Below are 23,282 nucleotides of genomic sequence, written 5' to 3' on the forward strand. Positions count from 1 at the left end.
CGCGGGGGTCACAGCGCAGCCTTCACCCTCACCACGTTGGAGGGCTGGCTGGTGCGCCCGTCGGCAAATTTCACGATGACGTAGTATTCGGCCTCCTGGCCCCGCCGCGTGTTGTAGTCGATCAGCGACGGGTCGCCGGCCTTGGTCGAGATAAGGAAGCGGAAGATGTCGTCGTCCTGGGCGCGGCGGTACACGCAGTAGTAGTAGTCGCCCTCGTCCTGCGGCGGCTTGGCGTCCCAGGCCAGGCGCGTCTCGCCGCCCTTGGACTCGTAGGTGCCCATGAGTTTCACCGGCACGTCGATCACGTCGGGGCCCTTGTACAGGGTGGAGAAGGCCAGGCTCATGCCGCTGCTGATGCCCGTGTTGTTGAACGACTCCACGGCATACTCGTACCTGCGCCGGCGGTTGTAGCCCGGGTTGTCGCACAGTGCCATCACCGTGTCGCCCGTGGCCAGGATGTCGGCCTGGTAGATGATGTCGAGCAGGTGCCATTCAGGCTCGCCCGCCAGCCGCCGGTAGATGTTGTGGAAGTCGAGCGCGGCGTCGCGGCCGATGGCCCAGTTCATGTGTATGCCCTGCTCGTCGTTCCACGCCGAGTCCAGATGGCACACCGAGGGCGGCACCAGCGAGGGGCGTTCCACCTGGAGCCAGGGCGTGAACTGCCCGATGTTCGACGAGTAGTCCACGGCCCGCACCTTATAGTAGATGTAGCGTTGGTTCACGTCGAGGGCCAGCGTGTCCTGATAGAAGTTGTCGGTCAGCGTGCCGTTGTTGCGCTGCGTGGCCTGGTGCGTGGTGTCGTTGGCAAAGTAGAGGTCGTAGTGGGCCACGTCGTCAGACTCGGGCTGGTCCCAGGTGAGGGTTGCCACGCCCATGCGGCTCACGGTGGCCGTGAAGTTGACGGGCGGCTCGGGCGCCTTCATGTCGGTGATGCGGATTTGGTAGGGGATGGTGGCCGTCACGTTGTCGGCCTCGTCGTAGGCCGCGATGACCAGCATGCCCGTGGGCAGTCCCGTCACGTCCACCGTGCAGCTGGTGTCGGTGGGGGCGAGCAGCTTCTCGCACAGCGGCTTCCACTCCGTGCCGTTCACGCGCTCGTTGTAGTAGAGCGGCATGAAGCCCACGAAGTCGCTCTCCAGCGTGTCCTTGCTCCAGCGGATGTGGGCCAGCACGCGCGCCGAGGGGTCGTTGTCGGGACGCTCGATGAAGATGTCCCGCAGCACCGGCGGCGCCGGCGGCACGTTGTCGCCCACGTGCACCTCGTGCACCGGGCTGGGCAGCGTCAGGTCGCCGAAGACATCGTGTCCCAGCACCCGGTACTCGTAGGTGCCGGGCTCCAGTGGGCCGTCGTTGTAGAGGCACGCCGACTCCTGAAGGTCGGCCTCGGGCATGGGCATGTAGGGGCGTTCGGTAATCCGTGTCCACGCCCCTGCGCCCTTGCGCCGCCGCTCCACCTCGAAGCACGAGTAGAGGTCGTTCTTCCAACGCAGGTGCACCGTGTTGTTCTCCACCACAGAGTCCTCGAGGGTCACCTCGAGAGGCTGCGCCTTGTAGGGGAAGGTCTCCACGCCCTCGATGTAGGCCGACTTGAAGTACATGCCCATCACCGTGTCGTTTTCCACGGCCTGCACAATGTAGTTGTACTTGCGTCCTTTCTTCACCTGGCGGTCCACCAGCCGCAGGGCCATGTCTTCGGCCAGGTCGCGCCGCCACTCGCTCAGCAGCACGGCAAAGCCGAAGGTGGTCTGCTGGTCGTCGTGCAGGGCCAGCAGCGAGCCCATGGAGCCCGGCTCGTACTTGATGTCGGACACTTTCAGCCCGCCCACTCCGTACATCAGGCCCATCACCATCATGGCCAGCGAGTCTTCCTCGGCATACTTGGCCTGCATTTGGTCCTGTGTCAGCGGCTTCAGGGCCAGGGCCAGCGTGTCGAAGTGCAGCTCGTTGCCCTCACGCCACTCGCGGAACACGTTGTAGCCCACGCGGTTCAGGTGTTTCCACGACACGTAGTCCTCGGGGGCCCAGCGCAGCACCACGCTGTCGGGGTAGCTGCGGATGAACATGTTGATCGTGGACAGGCTCGTGCCGTCTACCCGTTGGGCCAGCGAGTCGCGCACCTGCCGGCGTATCTCTTCCATGAGGCGCAGCGAGGCCGAGTCGGGCTCGATGTCGGCCATGTCGAGCGTGTCGTCCACGAGGCTGTCGGCGGCCATGCCGCCCGCGGCGGGGCTGCCGGCGGGTGTCTGGCCACTGTGGCGGGGGCCGCCGGCCGATGGTCCGGCCGGGGCCAGTGCCCAGGCCGTGACGGCCATCAGCCCGAGCACCATTGCGATGATATGTCTGGTTGTCTTCATAAGTCTTTCCTTTGAGGTTGCATGAGTGGAGGGGGAGGACCGCCGGCTAATAGACGATGCCCTTCATGGGGTCGTCGATGGTTATTTCCTGGATGTCATAGAGGGGGAATAGTGTGAAGTTTTGGGTGTTGTAGGCCCCGACGCGATAGATGGTGAACGTGGCGCGCTTCATGTACCGTGCGCTCTGGGTCATCTGTTTATGGGTGAACTCCCACTTATTGAGCCTGTCCCATATCGTTTGCGACACCTCCCTGTGCACCCGCCAATCGGAGTGGCCGAGCGGTGTGGTGTTGTGCAGGGTCACCTTCTTCTTGCTGTCGGAGTTGTCCTCTGTCCCACCCCAGGCGATGGCAAACTGATACCACGGTATCTCGACGGCCGACCAGCCCAGTTGGGTAGACCAGTTGCCCCTGTTTTCATCAGAGTGGATTTGGTTTTCCCCGGGGTCATAGATGCTCTTGAAGTAGACACCGTCGTGTATATCCACCCAATCTCCTACCCCATTTGCCCGTCCTGTGAAATCTTTGCCCTTGCCTGCTTCGGTACTGACGTCATCCGCTTGAGACGAGATGGTCCTCGACAAGTCACGCGCCAACCAATAGGGCGCAGCCATCAATTGCAGAGCATGACTCACCTTGATGCGGTCATTGGGGTCCGGGGTGTACTTCAACTCGTAGGCGTCGTCTGCTTTCTGCACGTTCACTTCTCCCCAGCGGTGCAGCGGATAGAGCGAGTACTGCGGGTGGTTGCCTCGTGCGTCACGGTCGTAGAGCCCCATGCGCTGCAAGATGGGGTAGGCATCGCTCACGGTGCTGAAGTTATCGGTGTTCGGACGCGGAAAACACTTTTCGTAATATTCTCCCATTTCCTTGGCATTGTAGGGTTTGTTCTTTTTCTTGCCGGAGGTATGGAGGATGGGCCCGGTGCTTTTCACCCACTTGTTTTTAGCCTCTTCGTACTCTTCTTTTGCTGCCTGGAACAACCTGTACATGCCTTCCCATTTGCTTATGGGCGTGGTGTAGATGAGCGATTGGCTGGTTGTGACATTGATGTTGAGGCGTGGGCACTCGATCTTCATACCGCCAAGGAAAGCCACGTTGCCCAGATAGGCGAAGTAAGCATAGGGATCGTGCAGGTAGGCCCTTACTCCGTCCCATAGGTACAGATTTTCATCCTTCGTGACATTCTTCAGCTTCGTGCCGCCAATGGTGATGTTCTTGTCGGTGTAGTCTCGCGACATGGCAGAACCCTCCCACCAAACGTTGTCGAGACAGTAGCTGACGAAAGGCTTGGAGTAGGCCAGGTTGCCCGTCTTCCAGTCCCCGTCGACAGTATGCACTCGCATGGAGAAGATTTCTCGGGTTGTGACGATGGTGGTGTCCCTGTAGCTCACCTTCACCGTGCCCGGCTTGCTGTTTTTGTTCTGCGGGGTCATGGGGCCGCGTTCTTCGTCGACCAGCGGGCGGATGAGGTGGCGCATCTCGCTGCCCTTGGGCATGCTGGCCTTCATGTGGCTTTCCATGCCGCTGCCCTTGCCCATCATGTTCATGCCGCCCTTGTTGCCCAAGTCGAGCTTGTTGCCGCCGGCACCGGAGAGCACCGGGCTGGTGGTTGTCGAGAAGATGGCACCTTGCGTCAGGTTGCCCGTCGAGCCGTAGTTGTGGCTGAGCGAGGGCGAGGTCACGGTTCCAATCTTGCCGCCGCCGGTGTTGCCACCGAGCGGGCCACGGCCTCCGCCCAAGGTACCGCCCTTGCCGCCTCGGCCTCCACCCAAGCTGCCGCCTCCGATTCCGCCAAGAGTACCACCCTTGCCGCCTCCGATTCCGCCAAAAGCACCGCCCTTGCCGCCTCCGATTCCGCCAAGAGCACCGCCCTTGCCGCCTCCGATTCCGCCAAAAGCGCCTTCCTTGATGTCTCTGATGTTGGCTTGGTCTTTAATCTGGTCTCTGATGGCATCGCGCCCGATGTCTTTTTCCAGCTTGCCGTCCAGTATGGAGCCGGTAAATTTGTCCCCGATTTTCTCCAAGCCGTCCTTGGAGAGAGAGAATTCATCGGCGGAGCCTTGCTTCAGTCGGAAGTCTTCCTTCTTGGCCATCACGGCAGCGCGGATGTTCTGCTTGTCGGCATTGCTCAGCTTCACGCCCGTCTGTTCGGTGATGTCTTTCGCCTGTTCGGCCAGCTCCTGCTGGGAGTAGGTGTCTTCGAGGAAGTCCACTTCGGTGTCGCGTTCGGTGGTCACCGTGCGTATTTGCTCGGTTCGTGTCGTGACATACGCCAGCCGGATGGTGTAGTTTCTGCCGGCCGTCACATTCTTGAACGGGATTGAGGGCATCATGTTGAGGCTGTTGTTGCCCGTCTGGTAAAGGTTCTCCACCTCTTCGAGTACCCTGCCATTGTCGTCGAGCAGCTGCCACATCAGTGTGCCATGCTTGTAGCACTGGTCTTTGAAGCGGGTGTCGGTCAGGGCGATGTTGGGCCGCCTCACGTCGTCGACGTAGGCATCCACAAGTACGTCAGCTGGTGGCAGGTGTTCGCCGTCCCGCGACGGGAACACAATCCTGGTTATATTCTGGATGGGCTGCATCTCGGGCAGGGGAGTATCGGGCCCGGTGCAGAAGAAGAACTCCTTGCTGTTGGTCCACGGCTTGTTCACATACTTCTTGAGCTGCTTGTCGTAGGTCTCCGGATCGTGCAGACTGCCGTTGCGGGCCTCCTTGGCCTCGCCGGTGAGCACGAGCTTGTAGTATTTGTTCGGCTGCAGGGCAAGCTGCATGTCGAACCTGTAGCCCGATTTATTGTTGTTGTACACGGTGATGACTGTTCTTTTACCACCGCTTTCATTGGGGTTGTCGTACTGGTAGAGCACGGCGTACTCCTTTGCCTGGTTGTTGCCCGTCCCCCAGAACTTGAAGTAGAACGTGCGGGAAGCCTGGGCGGCGATGGTGGCGGAGTCTTTCTTTTCATCCTGCAGCGCGGCGGCGTCGGTGGGATCCAACACGCGGATGGGCGCGTTGAGCAGGGCCTGTGTCTCTATAGAGGTGAAGCTCTGGAGGCGCGGGCTAATCTTGTTCTTGCTGTCCCAGCCCTCTTTCTTGTTGTCGTAGCCGATGCTGCAACCGCCGAAGAGCTCGAAGTTGTCGAGGGCGTTGCCGTAGAACACCTTGCAGACCTTGCCGCACTCGAAAGTGTATTTCTTGTTGATGTTCACCAGACCGCCGAACATGCGCAGCTTGCAGCGTGCCTCGCCCTCGGCCCACGACGGGTGGGGCAGGCCGCACTTGAGCACGCCGCCCAAGCCGGCATCGATGATGTCGAACCTCTTTTCCCAGAAGCCCAGGTCGATGTGCAGACCCATCTTGGCATAGAGGTAGGCGTAGAGCTGGCCGGTGGCGTACCATCCCTTGTAGCCCATCTCGCCATTAATGTTGGCGCAATAGGCTTCTTTGTAGTGCTGTAGGCACACGTCGAAGCCGGCAATGGCGCCCATGTTGGCATAGAGAATGCCGAGATCCACGTCGATGTAGCCCCAGATGCTGGCACCCAGCATCACGCCGGCACCGCCTTTGCCCTCCATGGCCTTGTTGAATTTGTCCATAGAAGAGCTGCGTGCTTGGTTGGCCTCTCCCTCTGATGCTGACTGCACGCCGGCTCCGCGCGAGCCGCCGGTGAGGAAATCTCGGATGATTTTGGGTATTTCCGGCAACCCTTCGCCGGGCAATCCATGGTTGCTGATGCAAAGATAGCCGTCGGCTCCGATGTTGACCGACACGATTTTGCTCTTGAAGTCGATCCATTGGTACTTGCAACGCTTGCTCGGGTCGGGTTCTCCGAGGTAGAAGTGCCAGTAGGGCTTGTCCGGTTTGACGCCTTTTTCCTTGAAAATGACGGCAAACTCGATGGAAATCGTGGCTCCGGCCGAGGCCGAAAAGCTTGAATTCTGCTTGGCTTTCTGTGACTGGGTGTTGTCTTTCTTCCCGCGGGTGTCGCCGCTCTTGTCGCCGATAGCGTTCTCAAGTCCGCCCTCGGCTCCGTTGAATATCTCCACGGCACTGCCGTGCAGCTTCTCTTGAACGGCCTGGAGCTTGTCTGACAACTGGCCCATCTTCTCGTTCAGCTTCTCCAAGTCCACGCCTGTAGCGTTCTTGGCCATCTTGGTAGCATCGGCCATGGCATCCGCCGTGATGTTGATGCGCAGGTATTGGTCTTGGTCGTCGTTCTGGTAATGCAGCGTGACCTTGGCCTCCACCATGCCGGCCAGAGCCTTGGCATTGCCCGTGAAGAGGAAGGTGGTGAGGCGGTTGCGGTCTTTGTCGTAGACCACGGTAAGCGTAAACTTGCCCTCCACGATACTTACGTCGGAGGGGCCGGCCGAGAGGCCGGTGCCCAAATCGATGCCGATGATGCCGTGTTGGGGCGTGGGCGTATCGTTGAGGCTGGCCGCGGGATTGGACGGATTCATTGGTCGGACGCAGTTGAAATAGAAGCCGCCCATGAGGTTGGTGAGGAAGACGCCGCTGGTTCCAAGCGGGATGCTGCCTTCAACTTTCAGGCTGAAGTAGCCCCAAGTATAGTTGCGGTCGTTCTCCCCGGTGCTGGTATGCTCGAAGTATCCGCCCTTGGCAGCGGCTGTGAAGAGCCCCTTGATGCCCACTTGAATCTCTCCACTGTAGCCCTTGTCGGGCGGTCTGGAGACAGCGAGCTTGCCATAGAGGGTGACCATGCCGCCGAAATTGCAGGCGATGGAGGCACTGTCGAACTCGGTCTTATCGTAGGACAGGTTCATCTTGGCCACGTCCACCTCGGCAAAGATGGTGACGCTGGCCGAGGCGGAGACGATGGTGTCGCAGAGATTGATGCGGCCCGTGATGCCGAGGCCCACGCGCTTGCCCTCCTGCTTGGCAGAGAAGTCGTCGAGGGCAAAGGTGAAAGGCCCTATCTTCTTCTCGGCCGAGGCCAGCGACCACGCGCCACGCTCGAAGTAGAGCGATGGATTGTTCTCCTCGCCGAAAGTGTACTCCTTGTTCTTGGCCAGCTTGAAACCGCCCTTGGCCTTTTCGGCCGCTCCTGCGGCATCCTCTTGCAAATTTGCAACGTATGTCGACGTCCAGCGCGCGCAGTTGGCCACGCGCATGTTGACAAAGTGGATGCCCGGCAGGCTGATTTCTATGGGCAGATGGATCTTCTTGCTCAAATCGTTGAGCTGTTTCTCGAGGTATTCCTTGCCGCCGATGTCGATGTCGCCGCCGGCGCAGAGCTCCACACGCGTCTTGGTTTCGCCCGAAGGCTGGTCTTCGGCCTCGACGAGCAGGTAGGTCTGCTCCTTGTCGACGCTGGCCTTGGCCAGGAAGAAGTCCATGTTGAGATTCTCGATGGACTGCACCTTAAAGATATAGGCATAGCCGCTGCGGTTCTTGTCGATGGTCTTTTGGTTGTAGATGTCGCACTGGTAGCGGATGGTTCCGTCGATCAGGGGCACATTGAACTTGCCGTCGAAGCCGAACTTGGCGAAGGTGTTCTGCGTGACGTTCAGCGTAATGCTGTCGATAGTGAAGGCCCAACCGCCCACAGTGGCCCCGTTGTCGCCCTTGCCGTTGTTGATCGGATCTTTGACGGCGAGCTGTAGGGATATGCCCGAGCGGTCGATGAACAGCGAATTGACGTTGAGCGCCAGCCGCTTGTCGCTGTTCTTGGTGATTTGGAATGTCTTGGGGAACTTGAGACTGAGGTTGCCCATGTAGAGGCCCTGCCACTCATTGTCGGATGCAATTCCTGCCTTACCTTTGTCGTAGCCGGCCGGGAACGCGCCCATGCCGGAGGCGTTGCTCCTCTGGGAGTGGTCGTAGAGCAGGACACCGGGCTGGAATGAGAAGCCGGGCATGTCTTCCGACTGGAACGTTTCCATGGTGCACTGTGCCGTCCAGTCCTCCCAGTCGCGGATGAAGGAGCGGATGTTGAGCGTGGGCAGCTGGTCGGTGACCTTGCCGCCCTCTTCCTTCTTCAGGTTGGGAATCTTCATGTCGAGGTCGAGCGACAACCCGCCGAGGGTGTCGTTGCCCCAGGTGATGTAGCAGCCGTTGGTGGGACTGAGCACGTCCTCGGGTGCCTTGAAGCACATTTCGTAGTCCGACTTGGGGTCGCGGATGTTGAAATCGGCCAGCAGGCTCATGGCTCCGGTCCGTGGCAGCACGTGGTCGGGCTCCATGCAGACGCGCGGCGAGCCTACGATGAGGATGTTGTCGTTGAGCACCTCGCTCTCGGGCAGCATGAACAGGCCCAGCAAATTCATCGTGGCGTAGCCCGGTGCAAAGGTCATGCTGACAATCTGCACGTCGATGGGGCCCTTGTTGACGAGCTCGCGCGGCATCTGCAGCGGCAGGTAGAGATCGCGAATCTCGCCCGTCATAAAGTTGTTGTAGATGGCCTTGCCCTTGGCATAGTAGTCGTAGTATTTGCCAATGTGCACTTTCTCGCCGAGGTTCTTGGCGGCGCCGACGCCCTTGGCGCCGACGAGGTTGTCGAGTCCGGTGTCTGAGAATATCTTCTGCACGGCCTCGTCATCGGGCACCTTGTCCTCGGGCCGCTGATAGGTCACGGCCTTTCCGTCGATGACAATGTTGTCGGTGTTGATCTTGAGCGAGTCGAACTTCACGCAGATCATGGTGCGGACGCCTCCGGGCTTCCACTCCACGTGTCCCTTTCCCTTGAAGAGCTGCTTGCCCTTGACCTGCTCCACCTCGTCGAGGAGCATCTGGAACTGTCCGATGCCCACGGTCTTGCCTTTCAGGTCGGCGGCCGAACTGCTGGTGGGGGTGAAGTTGGTGATGGAGATGTCGTTGTTGCAAATCTCTATTTTCTGGGACAGCCGTGTGGAGAGTGCAAAGTCTTTCACGTTCACGCTGTCGTCCACGAACTCGATGGATGGCGTGTTGGGGCTTGTGGGCACCACGCGCAGCACGATGACCTGGCCGGGCTCCACGCAGTCTTTGATGGCATCCCAGTGCACGGTGTGCACCAGTTGCTCGGTCTTCTTGGTGTAGAATGGCTTCTCGGCAAACACGGCTTCGCGCTCCTGTCCGTCCTGCGACTTGAAGAGCTGCACCTCGTACTCGAACTGTACGGTGTCGGCGCGCGTGCCCTCGCCGCCGAGGTGCCAGGCCTTTCGCCAGTTCACCTGGATGTCGTTGTCGACGAATACCTTGCGCGACGACTCGTCGTAGAACGTGGGCGCCAGCAGCGTGGGGTTGCGGAAGGCATAGAGCGAGTCGGTCATCTTCTTGCCCTTGCCGGTGGTTCCGGCGATGAGTGCCGAGTCGTTGTCGGTGGAGTCGGGCGGCGTGACGGCCATGTCGGGCTTCTTGTCCGGGCTGATGTTGAAGAACTTGAGGTTGCTTCGGCCCTCGTTCTCAATCATCACGTAGTCGAGCATGGTGGCCGCGAGGCTGCTCTGCCGGGCTTCCACACGTGCGATGTAGGTGCGCGTGGCATCCATCTTGGTCTTGATGACGTTCATCGGAATGATGCACGTGGGTGCCATGAGGCCGTTGACCTGATAGACGGTGGGGTTCTTGTCGATGGCGTCGTCGGGCTGCTGTCCGGGCATGAGCTCGACCACGCGGAACGAGTAGCGGAACTGCTGCATGCCGGCACAGTTCACCGTGGGTTGTTTCCAGGTGAACTGCGCGTTGAGGGGACTAAGCCGCGCCACGCTCAATTCGTCGCCGAACGTGGAGAGCGGGGTGAGGAACTCGGGCGCCTGCGCCTTGTAGCACACGGTGAAGAGGCACACGCCGCCGTTGGGATTGCTCACCACGACGGGCGTGGAGAGCGTGGGATCCCATTTGTAGGCCGTGAGATGGGCCTGGTACTGCCCCTCGGGCAGCAGGGCGAAGCCGCCATTCTGATAGTCGGTGAAGAGTCCGGGGGTGGTGGCTATCTCCGAAGCGGGCAGGTAGTTGAACATCGTCTTCAGCTCGATGGGCGATATTTGCCGCATGGAGCCCGCGGGCACGATGATGGGGTGCTCGGGCTGCCGCTTGGGCGGCGTGGAGACGGAGAGGCCGCTGGAGGGGTTCACCTGTTCCACTTGGAGGCCCAGATAGACCTTCTGCGCCTCCTGCGTGTTGTTGGTGATCTGCACATTGAAGTAGCGTCCCGGGTTTGAAACATACAGGGCTGCCTGCGGAGGCAGAATCTGCTGGACGGGGGTTACCACGACGGTCACCTCCTGTGCCATGAGGTTCAGGAGGCTCAGCAAGAGCGCGGTCAGCGTAGTTATGGTGCGTAGTGCTTTCATATGGCGTGGGTGTGCTTTAGTTCTTTTGCTTGTTGGCCTTGCGCTTCATCTCGAGGAGCGTGAAGGTGTAGGCATAGCTGAAGGAAACCGAGACGTCGGTGTCGTCGAGGTGGGATCGGGTCTGTGAGATGTTTACGTCACCGTATTTGTTGACACCGCCCGAGAGGGAGAAGACATGCACCTTGCTGAGCGTGTAGCTCACGGCGGCGTCGAAGCCCATGGAGAGGCTCTTGGAGGCGTGGCGCACCTCGTTGTAGCAGAGCGAGCCGGTGGCCGAGACGCTGAGGTTCTTCTCCTTGAGGAACGAGCGGCTGGCACTGAGCGAGGCGATGTCGCTGGTGTAGCGCGATATGGTGCTCTTGGACAGCTGGTGGCTGAGGGCGGCGGAGAAGTCCATCTCCCACGGTTCCACCTCGAGGCCGTAGCTGAGTCCCAGCGCGAGGGTCTGGATGTCGGTGTCGCCCTTGGCGAATTTGTTCAGGTCTTTGTTCTTCACGAGGCTTGCCGTGAGCGAGACGCTGTGGCTGAGCGACGGCGTGGAGAAGTTGAACGAGGGCATAAAATTGAACGAGTGCATGATGCGGTGCACGCGCGTGGTGTCGTTCACGCGGGCTGTGCCGTCGCCTTGGTTCTGCAAATAGCCGTTGTAGCCCAGGCTGAGGTTCATGAATCCGCCGATGGAGGTGGAGGCATTGGCCGAGTAGACGAAGCCGCGCGTGGTGTAGAGCTGCTTGTTGGTGAGGTTGTCTTCCTGCCCGGAGAACGTTCCCGAGAGCGACACCTTATTAAATAAGGAGGTGCTCATGTTGACGCCGAGGCTGTGGTAGTTGTTGGTCATGTAGTAAGTGCCCAGCGAAGTGTAGTCGGGCTGCACCATGCGGTAGAACACGGAGGTGGAGAATCGGGGCAGGGTAAGGTTGAGATTGACGTCGCCGGCAAAGCGCATGAGCGAGCTGTAGCGCACGTCGAATATCTTGTCGAAGCGTGTGGCTTCGGAGCTTTCGAGTCGTTTGGCCTCGGTGTCGGTGGAGAAGGCCGAGGCGGCGGCATTGGCCGTGAGGGAGAGCCAATGGCCGAAGCTGGCGCATCCCTTGAGGCCCACGACGAGATTTTCCTGCGGGCTGACGCTCTGCCTCCAGCGTTCGTCGATGGAGCTGGGGCGGTCGTTCACGCGCAGCAGGTAGAGGTCGAGATAGTTGCGGGCTGTGCCGTAGCCCACTTTCATGCCCCAGCCCACGCGTTTGTATTGCGGGCGGCGGGCGGCGGGCAGCGTGGGGTCGTCGTTGACGGCCGAGCGCAGCGTGCCGTAGAAGGCTCCGGCGCGGAAACGGTCGCTGTTGTATTCGAGGCCCACGCCGTTGAACGACATGTTCATCACGTAGGGGCTGTAGGCCATGCTGGAGCGTCCGATGTGGGCTGTCCAGTTCTTGTAGGACGGGCTCATGTTGAACGACAGGTGCGGATAGTTGAAATCCAGGTTGTCGTTGGAGTAGTAGAGAGAGAAAGGCATGCTGAACCCGTAGATGCTGATGTTGAGATTGGCATACACCGTGTTGCTGAGGGGCGACGTGTAGCTGTTGCCCGCAGAGGAATGGTAGTAGGTGTTGCGCGTCCCCACCGAGCCGGTGATGATGAGCGGGTCGCTCTTGGCAATTTGCGCAATGTCCTGCGCCTGCGCGGCTGTCGGCAGCAGACCCAAGGTGAGGGCCAGCAGACAGGTATGGGATAGGGTGGCTTTCATCTCGTCGGGGATTTATAAGGTTCTTTTGGATAGACAGATGATGTAGGTAGGATGGGCCTACGGAGCTCGCTGCTCCGTAGGCCTCATCGCCAAAGAGAGAGTATGTAACTTATCTGACAACCTTCTTGGTCAGCGTATGGCCGTCTGTCGTCACGACAGTCACCAAGTATACGCCTGAAGGCAGTTTCGTTAAGTCGGTGTCGTTGTGGAGCACCACGGTGCCGTTGGGCATGCACACGCGGAAGCTCTTCACGCTGAGGCCCTCGATGCTGAGCCTGCCGTCGATGACGGCGATGCCCGAGCGGGCCACGTTGAGTGCGTCGATGGCCGTGGCCTCTCCGAGCTCCATCTTCACCGGGCTGGCGATGGAGCCGGCCATGTCGCTGAAGCTGAGCGTGCGGGTGAGGCGGCGGCACTCGGCCGTGCGGTTGTTGTAGAGCTTGAAGCTGACGGGCTCGCCTGCCTCGCCGTGCACGGTGATGAAGAACTTGCCGTCTACGGCCGTTCCTTGTCCGCGGCACTCGTCACCCACGAAAGCGCCGATGGTGCAGGCCTCCTTGAGGGCGAGCTCGGGCACGTCGGCCACGATGGTCATGTTGTTGGCAAACTGGCCGCTGTTGTAAACCCACACGCTGGGTTCCATGCGTTTGGCCGGAGTGGTGCCGGGGGCTGGCTGGGCAAAGTTGTGTTCGCCAACCATGGTCAGGGCGTTGACTTCAGAACCGGCGTTGTAGAACATGTAGCCCTCGCCGCTCTTGAGCATGGTGAGCGTACCGGTCCACTTGGTTCCGTCGTATTCGGCAAAGGCATCGAGCGAGGCCAGACGGTCGCCCTTGGTAAAGGTCATGCCGTTTTGTCCCATCACTTCGGCCAGCGGGTGGCTGTACTGGTAGGGATAACCCATCCACGACCAGCGCGGCAGGAGCTTGAACGCATGGTCTGACGTGGGGCTGTAGAGCCATGTGGGAATGGTGAACGTGATGTCTCCCGCACCATCCTTGAGGCGCATCTTGAAGCAATCGTCCTCGGGCAGGTAGTTGAGCGTGCCGAAGTAGCCATACTGGTCGTCGTTGTAGAGCAGGTCGTATTGGGTGCGAATCTCCTGCAACTCGTCCCACTTGTAGTCAGGATTGCTCTGAAGGTCTCTCATCGAACCGGCAAAAATGGTCTTCCACTGCCATCCGGCGTGGGCCGTAACGGTCTGTCCCACGTTGATGGGGATGCTGGAGAGGAACTGCTGGTCGTAGTACACGCCTATCGTGCCCTGGGAAATCACGCTGCGTGGCGTGATGGTCCATTTGAGGCCTGTGGCGTCGGCAGCCTTGAATTCTATCATCGTCCAGCCCTGTGGAGTGTTTATATCCGCGGGTCCGAGGGTGATGAGGGAGGGCGTGAACGTGGCGTCGGCGGGCATGGGGGTGAGCTGGAGCTCGTAGGTGCCCGTGTTGCCCATCCGGATTTCACTGGCGGTGAAGCCGGTGAGACCTGATACGATGTTCACCGTGAAACTGCCGGTGACGGTCTGGTCGTTGTTGACGAGCTTGCCGTTGACGGCCTTTGTCTGCTTGTACGTGCGGGTGAGGGTGAGCTTGGACGAGCCTTTCTTCAGGGCGTTCACTTGGTAGCCCGTGTCCTGCGGCAGCACTTCGAGCACGGTGGCGTCGGCCGCCGCCATCTTGTAGAAAGTGGAGTGGTAGTCGCCTGAGGGCAGCATGGTGAAGTTGCCACGCACTTGGGCCGTGATGTTCATCATGTTGGCGGCGGCGCCGGGCTGCCAGAGGACGGCGATGGCGGGCTGTTTCACCCTGAAAGAGGTGACCTTCGTCTGCACGTGGATGGTGTAGATCACGGGGGCGTTGGGAATGTCTGGGTTGCTGGCCACCACGTTCTGCGTGCCGGGCTGCGTGGCGGTGATGGTGCCGTCATTGTTCTTAACGAGGATGCTGGCCGGTACCACGGTGGAGCCTAAGTCGTAGTTGACGACGGGATTGGTAGCATTGGCGGGCTGCACCTTGGTGTCCACCTTGAGCAATGCGGTCACTTCGTCGCCCACATTGACGTAGATGTCGGTCAGAGTGGCGGTGAGGCCAGTCACTGGCTGTGTGATGTGCACGGGTACGGTGAGCGTGGCCTTGGCAGACTTGAGCGTCATGTTGTAGGTGCCCGGTTTCTTGGGCGTCCAGTAGCCTTGGGCATCTGCCGAGATGGCCTCGGTGTTGGCCGACGACCATACGGGCTGCTCCGTGGCGTTGGCAGGGGTCACGGTGTAGCAGTTGTAGAGGTCGATGTTGAGCTTTTTGTCGTCGCCCACGGCCACGGTGATGCCGTCCTTGTAGTCAGGATTCAGGACAAGGGCCGTGATGGGCTGGTGCACGATGACCTGGGCCACGTCATACTGGATTTCGTTCGGCGTTTCGACGGCGATCGTCATCCTGTCGCCCGTACCTGCATTGGGCGAAACACCCTTGAGAATGTGGCCGTCGGTCACCGTAAAATAAGGTAACCAGTTGCCGGCCGAGAACGAGATGTCCTCGGGCATGGTGGCGTTGGCGGGCGTCAGCTTGATGTGAGGTTTAAGATCGATGGTCGCGCCCACGTTGATGTTGAACGTGGCCTGGTCGAGGCCGATGGCGGTGGGGGAGATGAAGCGCAGGTGGTAGAGGTTGCTGGGTGTGCCGCCCACAGTGCTCTCAGCCTGGAACTTCACGGGCGTGGCCCCGGCCACCTTGTAGGTGTTGATATAGCGCAGCGACTCGTCGCGTTCCACGAGACGGAACTCGATGGGCTTGCCGTTGTCGGCGGTTTCGCCCTTGATGCGGAGGGGGAAGTAGCCCACCTGGTGGGTTGCGGCGGCATCATACCGGCCGTCGGCCACGCCACGGAGCTCGCCGCCGATGAAAGCGCCCACGGTAAACCGGTTGATGTGGGCGGGCACTACTCCGTTGGCGTCGGTCAGGTCGGCGTAGACCACGCACTCTTTACTAAACTTGCTGCCGTCGAAATTTTGCACCTCTGCCCAGTCGGGCGGGCCGGCGGCGTAGCCCCCGATGCACAGCATCAGGAGCGACACGAGGGTAAACAGTTTTCTTTTCATAATTCTTAGGTGTCCGCCTGTCGTGGCCAGACTCTTGTTAATGGTTAAACAATGGTTGGATAGTCGTTTGGATACCGGCAAAGTTAGGAGAAAGCGGGGATGGGGATATGGACTATTGCGCCAAGTTTTGGTAATATTCGGACAATCTTTGCCTGAAGTATGGTACCAGACGGACATGAAGACAGGTTAACAGGTTGGCATACAGAGGGATGGTTAGTCCAAAACGGGTGTTGCGGTCTCTTTGTGTTTTTGGACAGAACTCCCCGGATTTTTTGTGGCTACGCGGGAGTTTTTAGACATAACTACATATTTGACAGATGGCTGCGCGTGGTGTTTTCTCATAGATTCCCCGCGGCAGCCATCTGTGAAATCTGTGGAATCTGTGAGAAAAGACCGGCGCGCAGCCTCATGTTCTTCTGTTACTATGTCTTTAAAATCCCCCGCGCAGCCATCTGTCAAATATGTAGTTATGTCTAAAAATCCCCTGCGCAGCCACACTAAAAACATGTTGCTCTGTCTGAAAAGTCCCGCGGACGCGTCACGAAGACGGCGTTATCGTGTCGGGATAACGCCGTAAACGCGGGACGAAAAACGGGGAATCGAACGGCGAATGCACCGTGAAGAAAAGGCGGACACGCCGTGGCGTGTACTGGGGCAGCTATTCGAGGTTGCGCCGGTACTGGGCCGGGGTGACGCCAAACGACTGTTTGAACATGCGGTCGAAGTAGCTGCGGTCGGAGAATCCACAGGCTTGGGCCACCTCGCTCACCGGCATTTCCGGCCGGCGGCGGATGAGTTGGCGGGCGTAGTCGGTGCGTATCTTGGTGATGTAGGCCGTGAGCGACATGCCGGCCAGGTCGTTCACCTTGCGCTGCAGCGTGCGGCGGCTCATGCAAAGATGGTCGGCCAGCGCGTCAAGGTCTATCTCGGTGCTGTGCAATTGGTTGTAGATGGTGTTGGTGAAGTGGGACACAAAGTCCTTGTCCTCCTGTGAGAGCACGGTCTTGGCATCGTTCACCTGCTGGGCGGCGAGCTGGTATTTGTCGTGCAGCATGCGGCGTTCGGCCAGTATCCACTCCACTCGGATGCGCAGCTCCGAGGCGCTGAAGGGCTTGAAGAGATAGGCGCTGGCACCGGCGCGGAGCCCTGCTTCGAGGTCGTCCTGCGTGGTCTTGGCCGTGATGACAATGACCGGCGTGGTGCCGATGGTGCGGTCGGCGCGGATGCGCCGGCACATTTCCAGGCCGTCCATGCCGGGCATCATGAGGTCGGTGATGACCAGGTCGGGCTGCAGGCAGAGGGCCTTCTGCAGGCCGTCGGTCCCGTTGGTGGCATAGGTCAGGCTGTAGGCGGAGGGCATCTGCGAGCCGATGTACCGGGCTACGTCCACATTGTCTTCGACGATGAGCACGCGGGTGCGTGGGTCGTGGTCGTGGTCGGGCAGACTGTTGCAGCCCGTCGGCTGCCCGGTGCCGGCCCCCGGCTCCTTGTCGAAACTGATTTCGGTGATGGTCTCCTCGTTGAAAGGCTTCCAGTTGCCCTTGCCGTGTTTCAGGGGCAGCAGGATGGAGAAGGTGGCTCCCTCGCCCAGTCGGCTCTGCACGCTCACCTCGCCCTGCATGGCTTTGACCAGTTGTCGCACGAGGGAGAGGCCCACGCCGGTGCCCAGATTGGCGCTCTCCGACTCGGCTTGATAGAACGGCTCGAAGAGGTGCTTGAGGCTTTCCTCGGAAATACCTATGCCGTCGTCGACCACCTGGATGCACAGACGGTTGTCCCTGCGCTCGCAGGAGACGGTGATGTTGCCGTTTTGCGGGGTGAACTTCGTGGCGTTTCCGATGAGGTTGCGCATGATTTTGCGCAGGTAGTCGGGCACGACGTCCATCACGATCTCCGTCTCCTTGGGCATGAAGAGCATGGTGATGCCCTTGGTCTTGGCCAGTTGCTGTCCGCCCTCGACAATCATGTGGAGGTAGGGTACGACGTTGCCCGTGTGCCAGTCGGGGTTGCCCACTTCGGACTTCACCTTGGAGATGTCGAGCAACTGGTTGACGAGCGAGAGTAGCTGGCGGCCCTGCCGCACAATCATGGACCCCGCCGTGTGCTGCTGCTCCAGGCTGGCGGCGGTGGCTTTTTGCAGTTCTTCGGCCTTGCCGAGGATGACGGTGAGGGGCGTTCGGAACTCATGGGTGATGTTGGTAAAGAAGCGATTGCGCGCCTGCATGAAGTTGCGCTGCATCCGATTGGACTGCTTGCGCATGCGTGCTACGTACCAGAGCATGAGTGCCACGGCGATGGCTCCGAGCAGTCCCACGGCAAAAAGGCGCTTGGCCGTGCGCTCCACAGAGAGCTGGTGGTGGGCCTGGGCCATGCGCTCGTTGGCCTTGCGCTGGTTGATGTCGCTTTGCAACTCGTCTATTTCAAAGAGGTGGTTGGCGCTCATGAGGCTGTCGGCAGAGGTCGACGCCCGCTCGTAGGTCTCCAAGGCACGGCGGTAATCGCCCAAGTTGCGGTAGTAGTCGGAGTAGAGGCGGTAGATCTGCGGGTAGTATTCGCGGGCACCCACCTGGCGGGCGGTGGTGAGGGCGGTGGAGAGATAGCGGTTGGCCTCGGCATGGTTCTGCATCTTCACCAGCACGCCGGCCATGGCAATGCAGGGCTGGAGCCAGAGCCAGAGGTCGCGTTCGCGCGACACTACACGCATGGCCAGGCTGAACTCGGCCACGGCGCGGTCGTATTGGCCGGCACGTTGGTAGAGTCGGCCGAAGTTCATGTGGCTGTAGGCCAGCCCGGTGGAGGAGTTGGCCTGCTGGCTGTGGATGTGTGCCTTGCGGAAATAATGCCATGCCGAGTCGATGAGTCCGCGCCGCTCGAACACCATGCCGAGGTTGGAGTTGTCCACGTTCATGCCCAGATGGCTGCCCAGCCGCGTCTCGATGGCGAGGGCCTTGCGCAGCATGCTGTCGGCGGAAAGGTAGTGGCCGATGGTGAGGTGCACGTTGCCGATGCCGTTGTAGCCGATGGCTTGGCACTTGAGGAACTTGTCGCGCTGTTCCCCCCGGCCGCCGCCGCTTAGCTCGACGGCTTGTGCGTGGTGGTCGAGGCCGTCGTAGTAGAGTCCCATGCGGCGGTAGTTGACGCCGAGGTCGTTGAGGGCAGTGGCCATCATGAGGGTGTCGTTGAGCTGTTGGGCCAGGGTGAGCTGCTTGCGGTGGGTCTTGATGGCGTCAGTGTATCGGCTGGCCGACTGGTAGCAATGGCCCAGTTCGGCGAGGTATGCCATCTCCCGATGTCGGTCGCCTACCCGTCGAAACCGCTCCACAAAGGCAAGCAGGGAGTCGGTGTTCTTGGTGTGGTTGTCGGTGGTGTCGAGCATCAGTCGCTGCCGATCCGTGTAGGCGAGCGGCGCTGGCTGCTGTCCACATCCTGACATGAACATACCAACGATAAACAATATTACTACGGCCACATGGCCTCTCTCCTTGGTCATATAGAGCGTAAGCTTGATTTACCGTTTAAAGTTAATATTTTTTGTATAAGTTTATATGGTTTATCGCAGTTTTTTAAGATATGTTAACTATCCGAAGACAGAGATGATCGCCGGTTTTTTAGACATAACTACATATTGAACATATGGCTGGTGCGATGTTATTTTATTACTATGTCTTTTACCCCAACGCGCTAGCCATATGTTCAATATGTAGTTATGTCTAAAATTTCACCGCGCAGCCGCTACTGGATGCGGCTGGCGAGGTCGGGAGGCAGGACGGGCATGGCACCTTTTTGCGTGCATACAAAGGCGCTTACCTCGACGGCCAGCTTGTGTGCCTCGGCGATGGGCATGCCCGAGAGAATGGCTGTGGTAAAGGTGGCGGTGAAAGAATCGCCGGCTCCCACGGTGTCGGCTACTTCGACACGCGGCGTGGACTGGAAGCTCTTGGTGCCGGGGGCGAAGACGTAGCTGCCGTTGGTGCCGCAGGTGAGCACCAGCATGTCGAGGTCGTACTTGCCGAGGATGAGCCAGCACTTGTTCTCGATGTCGAGCCCCGGATAGCCGAACATGCGGCCGATGGCGATGAGTTCCTCGTCGTTGATCTTGAGAATGTTGCAGCGGCGCAGGGAGTCGCAGATGACCTCGCGAGAGTAGAAGTTCTGCCGCAGGTTGATGTCGAAGATCTTGAGACAGTTCATCGGCGTGGTGTCGAGAAACTGCATGATGGTGTTGCGCGAGGTCTCGTTGCGCTGGGCCAGTGAGCCGAAGCACACGGCGCGGCAGGTCTTGGCCGCCTCTTCAACCTCTGGCGTGAAGGGAATGTTGTCCCAGGCCACGTCAGTTTTGATGTCGTAGGTGGGCACTCCTTGGTCGTCGAGCTCCACGGCTACGGTGCCCGTGGGGAACGGCACGCGGGGCATGATGTAGCGGAGCCCGCGCTGGTCGAACTCCTTGAGCGTCTGGTCGCCGAGGGCATCGTTGCCCAAGGCACTGATGGCTACGGCTTCGTAGCCGAACTGACTGGTGTGATAGGCGAAGTTGGCGGGGGCACCACCGAGCTTGGCTCCCTCGGGGAGCACATCCCACAGGGCCTCTCCGAGGCCGACGATAATCTGTTTCATATTGCGTGTTTTGGGGAGCGGGGAGTTCTAGCGAACTCAGACACTCCGGGTTTTTACCAATGGATAGGGTCGGGGGGAGGGAATTTTGTCCCTCCGGAGCCTTAGAGACCGGCCGTTTTGCCGGCTGTGAAAGTTCTGATATAGGTGAAGAGGTAGGCCACGCCCACGGTCATGACCACAGCTGCACCCGACTGCCCCATGGCATCGCTGGCCACACCCATGAGCAAGGGGAAGACCGTGCCGCCGAAGAGGCCCATAATCATGAGGCCGCTCACCTCGTTCTTCTTCTCGGGCACGGAGAGCAGGGCCTGGGAGAAGACCATGGAGAAGACGTTGGAGTTGCCATAACCCACGAGGGCGATGGCGGTATAGAGCATCGTGCGGCTGGTGCCCACGAGCATGCCAGCCATGCTGAGTGCCATGAGCACGACGCTGATGATGAAGAATGTGCGCGTCTTGAGCACGCGAAGGAAGAAGCTGCCCGTGAGACAACCGATGGTGCGGAAGATGAAGTAGAGGCTCGTGGCAAAGGCTGCATCGTTGAGCGTCATGCCGAGCCGCTCCTGCAACAGCTTGGGTGCGGTGGTGTTGGTGCCTACGTCGATGCCCACATGGCACATGATGCCCAGAAAGCTGAGCAGCACGATGGGCTTGCCGAGCAGGCGGAAAGCACCGGCAAACTGACTGCCCATGGACTGTTCCCGGCTGTCGACGGCATCGGCGGGCTCCTCCTCGATGGGTGTGGACGCGAGCAGCAGCGTGGCAATGATGCCGATGACCATGTAGATGGGGAAGAGCACGCGCCAGGAAAGGCCGAAGCTGGGGATGGAGGCCGTGGCGCCCCACATGGCAATGTAGGGGGCCATGAAGGAGGCTATGGCCTTGACAAACTGGCCGAAGGTGAGCGTGGAGGCCAGGTTGCCCTGGATGACGCTGGACACAAGCGGGTTGAGCGAGGTCTGCATGAGTGCGTTGCCGATGCCCAGCAGCGAGAAAGAAACGAGCATCACGTAGAAGTCTTCAGAGAAAATGGGGAGCAGCAACGACACGATGGTGACCACAAGCGAGAGAAGCACGGTGCGCTTGCGCCCGATTTTGTTCATCAGCACACCCGTGGGAACGGAGAAGATGAGGAACCAGAAGAAGACGAGCGAGGGCAGAATGTTGGCCACGGAGTCGCTCAGACCAAGGTCGGCCTTGACGTAATTGGAAGCGATGCCCACGAGATCCACGAAGCCCATGGCGAAGAAACAGAGCATCACGGGGATGAGAGAGAGAGGGGTTGTCTTGCGCATTGTTGTAGGTTTAAAGGGTTGGATATATCTTGGCCTTGCCTCCCTTGACCGTGATTTTGTCGTAGGGCAGACTGGGGAATACCAGGTTTGACATGGCCATTTTGCCTTCTGCGTCGAAGGCTTCGAGGCTGCAGTGGTCGATGAATAGCTGCAACGTCTTGACCTTGCCCCGTGTGGGGGCGGTGGTGACGGCGGCAAACTCATTGCTGAAGTCGGTTGCACCGCTGCGGGTGCGGTCCATGGCAAAGGTCTCGGCCTTGGCATCGTAGGTCATGGTGACGTGCTCGCCCTTGCCGTTGGACAGTGTAATCACGGCGTCGCCCCGGAGCTGCACGTCGATGCGGCAGGCGGCGGTGAGGCGGCCGGAGGCTTGGGGCTGGAAATGGCGGAACACTTCGGGGCTGGGCTTCACGCTGCAATAGGTCTTGCCTTGGTAGATGAAGAGGCCGAGGTCGCGCGGGAGTCCGTTGGCCGACCGGAATTGCCGGGTCGGAACTTGGTTGGCATACTGCCAGTTGCTCATCCAGGGCAGGGCCACATGGCGGCCGTCGGGAGCGTTGTCAAAGGTTACCGTGGCATAATGATCCTTGCCATAGTCCATCCATTTGGTCTCGGCGGGATTGTCCTCGCACACAAACCGGTGTCCGTCGAACGTGCCGGTGAAGTACTGTGTGGCCGAGCCGCCGAAAGGACCGCCGGGATTGATGTTGCAGATGAGGAGCCACTTGGAATCCGCTGCCGGGGCGGCATTGGCGCCGCTGGCGGTACGGGAGCCTACGGCCACGGGCAGCTGCATGAGGTCGGGGCACTCCCACACACCCTCGTGACAGCCGTAGCTCTCGCCGAAATCGCTCTCAAAGGTCCAGTCCTTCAGGTTCTTGGAGGAGAAAATTTTCATGTGCTGCTTCTCGGAAACGATGAGAATCCACGACTTTGTGGGCTCATGCCAGATGACGTGCGGGTCGCGGAAGTCGGGAATGTCGGACGTAAGTACGGGGTTGGCGGCGTACTTGGTGAACGTGTGGCCGTTGTCGGTGGAGTAAGCCATGCTTTGCGTCTGCGCCTCGCCGGCCGAAGTGTAGTAGGCCACGACGGCATTCTTGCCGAATCCGGCCGTTCCCTCCTTGTCGACCACGGCCGATCCGCTGAAGATGGTGCCGAGCGCATCGGACTCAATGGCCTTTCCCTCGAACGTCCAGTGCATGAGGTCGTGTGAGGTGGAGTGGGCCCACGTCATGTTTTCCCATTGTGATCCGTAGGGGTTGTACTGGAAATAGAGGTGCCACACGCCGTCTTTATAGAACATGCCGTTGGGGTCGTTCATCCATCCCCAGGCCGGCGTGTGATGGTAAGCGGGGCGGAAACGCTCGCGGTTGGTCGTGTCGAAGCTGTCGGCATATTGCATGCCTTTCCAGCATGCAAAGTCGCGAAGGGCAATCTGTCCGCCCGACGGGGCCGAGGAGTTGGCGCGGTTGACGTGGATGTCGAGCAGGGCTTCGCCTTTGTCGAGCTCGTCGAGAAAGAGCGGCACGCAGTAGTCGGTGCGGCTGACAGCCAGCCGGCAGTTGAACTCCTTGACCACCTGGTTGTGCTGAATGACGCGCAACCGGCAGTTTTCCTGGCTCTCCTCAACGGGCAACAGGAGCACTTTGCGGGCCGTCGAGAGGCGCTGCATCACGTGTGTGTCGCTGAGAAAGGTGGGCTTGGGCGTCTGCGCGCCGGCGGTGAGGCAGGTGCAGGAGAGCAGGGAGGCGGCCAGCCACGCTCTGAGTGAGGTCTTCATTGTTCGGTTGTATTTATAGTTTTGTTGTCGATGGCTTCGTGACAGGATGTTGCAAAGATAGCAATATGCCCGTCATCAGCCTTGTTCAAATCGTTCAAAAGCTCGTAA

The 23,282-nt window shown here is 59.9% G+C and carries 8 protein-coding genes; all 8 read right to left on the reverse strand.

Annotated elements, in window-relative coordinates:
* Nucleotides 1-8: 8 nt before the first annotated feature.
* The 8 genes from PREDE_RS00210 to PREDE_RS00245 all read right to left on the reverse strand — a co-directional run bounded on the left by PREDE_RS00210 (nucleotide 9) and on the right by PREDE_RS00245 (nucleotide 23,174).
* Complete coding sequence (locus PREDE_RS00210) at nucleotides 9-2,354, reverse strand: fibronectin type III domain-containing protein (RefSeq protein WP_005845623.1); 2,346 nt, start codon at nucleotides 2,352-2,354, stop codon at nucleotides 9-11.
* A 46-nt stretch (nucleotides 2,355-2,400) separates the two neighbouring features.
* Nucleotides 2,401-10,647 carry a hypothetical protein gene (locus PREDE_RS00215; RefSeq protein ID WP_015298315.1) on the reverse strand — a complete coding sequence of 2,749 codons (8,247 nt, stop codon included), beginning with the start codon at nucleotides 10,645-10,647 and terminating at the stop codon, nucleotides 2,401-2,403.
* 16 nt (nucleotides 10,648-10,663) lie between these two features.
* The gene (locus PREDE_RS00220; protein WP_005845624.1) at nucleotides 10,664-12,388 is read right to left on the reverse strand and encodes a hypothetical protein; all 1,725 of its coding nucleotides are present in this window, start codon (nucleotides 12,386-12,388) and stop codon (nucleotides 10,664-10,666) included.
* 109 nt (nucleotides 12,389-12,497) lie between these two features.
* Nucleotides 12,498-15,482, reverse strand: a complete 2,985-nt coding sequence (locus PREDE_RS00225) for an Ig-like domain-containing protein (protein WP_005845626.1) — start codon at nucleotides 15,480-15,482, stop codon at nucleotides 12,498-12,500.
* A 658-nt stretch (nucleotides 15,483-16,140) separates the two neighbouring features.
* Entirely contained in the window at nucleotides 16,141-18,972 is a 2,832-nt protein-coding gene (locus PREDE_RS00230; RefSeq protein WP_005845629.1) for an ATP-binding protein, read from the reverse strand.
* Between the two features lie 242 nt (nucleotides 18,973-19,214).
* The gene (locus PREDE_RS00235; protein WP_005845630.1) at nucleotides 19,215-20,096 is read right to left on the reverse strand and encodes a carbohydrate kinase family protein; all 882 of its coding nucleotides are present in this window, start codon (nucleotides 20,094-20,096) and stop codon (nucleotides 19,215-19,217) included.
* Nucleotides 20,097-20,197: 101 nt separating this feature from the next.
* Complete coding sequence (locus PREDE_RS00240) at nucleotides 20,198-21,391, reverse strand: MFS transporter (protein WP_005845632.1); 1,194 nt, start codon at nucleotides 21,389-21,391, stop codon at nucleotides 20,198-20,200.
* Between the two features lie 10 nt (nucleotides 21,392-21,401).
* On the reverse strand, nucleotides 21,402-23,174 hold the full coding sequence (locus tag PREDE_RS00245; protein ID WP_005845635.1) for a DUF4980 domain-containing protein: 1,773 nt from the start codon (nucleotides 23,172-23,174) through the stop codon (nucleotides 21,402-21,404).
* Nucleotides 23,175-23,282 lie beyond the last annotated feature (108 nt).

The sequence above is a fragment of the Prevotella dentalis DSM 3688 genome, from assembly GCF_000242335.1.
GTDB classification, from domain to species: Bacteria; Bacteroidota; Bacteroidia; order Bacteroidales; family Bacteroidaceae; genus Prevotella; species Prevotella seregens.

Bases quoted from the DNA above. Each gene is read 5' to 3' on its own strand.
- PREDE_RS00210 (WP_005845623.1), bottom strand. From the start codon at position 2,354: ATGAAGACAACCAGACATATCATCGCAATGGTGCTCGGGCTGATGGCC.
- PREDE_RS00215 (WP_015298315.1), bottom strand. From the start codon at position 10,647: ATGAAAGCACTACGCACCATAACTACGCTGACCGCGCTCTTGCTGAGC.
- PREDE_RS00220 (WP_005845624.1), bottom strand. From the start codon at position 12,388: ATGAAAGCCACCCTATCCCATACCTGTCTGCTGGCCCTCACCTTGGGT.
- PREDE_RS00225 (WP_005845626.1), bottom strand. From the start codon at position 15,482: ATGAAAAGAAAACTGTTTACCCTCGTGTCGCTCCTGATGCTGTGCATC.
- PREDE_RS00230 (WP_005845629.1), bottom strand. From the start codon at position 18,972: ATGACCAAGGAGAGAGGCCATGTGGCCGTAGTAATATTGTTTATCGTT.
- PREDE_RS00235 (WP_005845630.1), bottom strand. From the start codon at position 20,096: ATGAAACAGATTATCGTCGGCCTCGGAGAGGCCCTGTGGGATGTGCTC.
- PREDE_RS00240 (WP_005845632.1), bottom strand. From the start codon at position 21,391: ATGCGCAAGACAACCCCTCTCTCTCTCATCCCCGTGATGCTCTGTTTC.
- PREDE_RS00245 (WP_005845635.1), bottom strand. From the start codon at position 23,174: ATGAAGACCTCACTCAGAGCGTGGCTGGCCGCCTCCCTGCTCTCCTGC.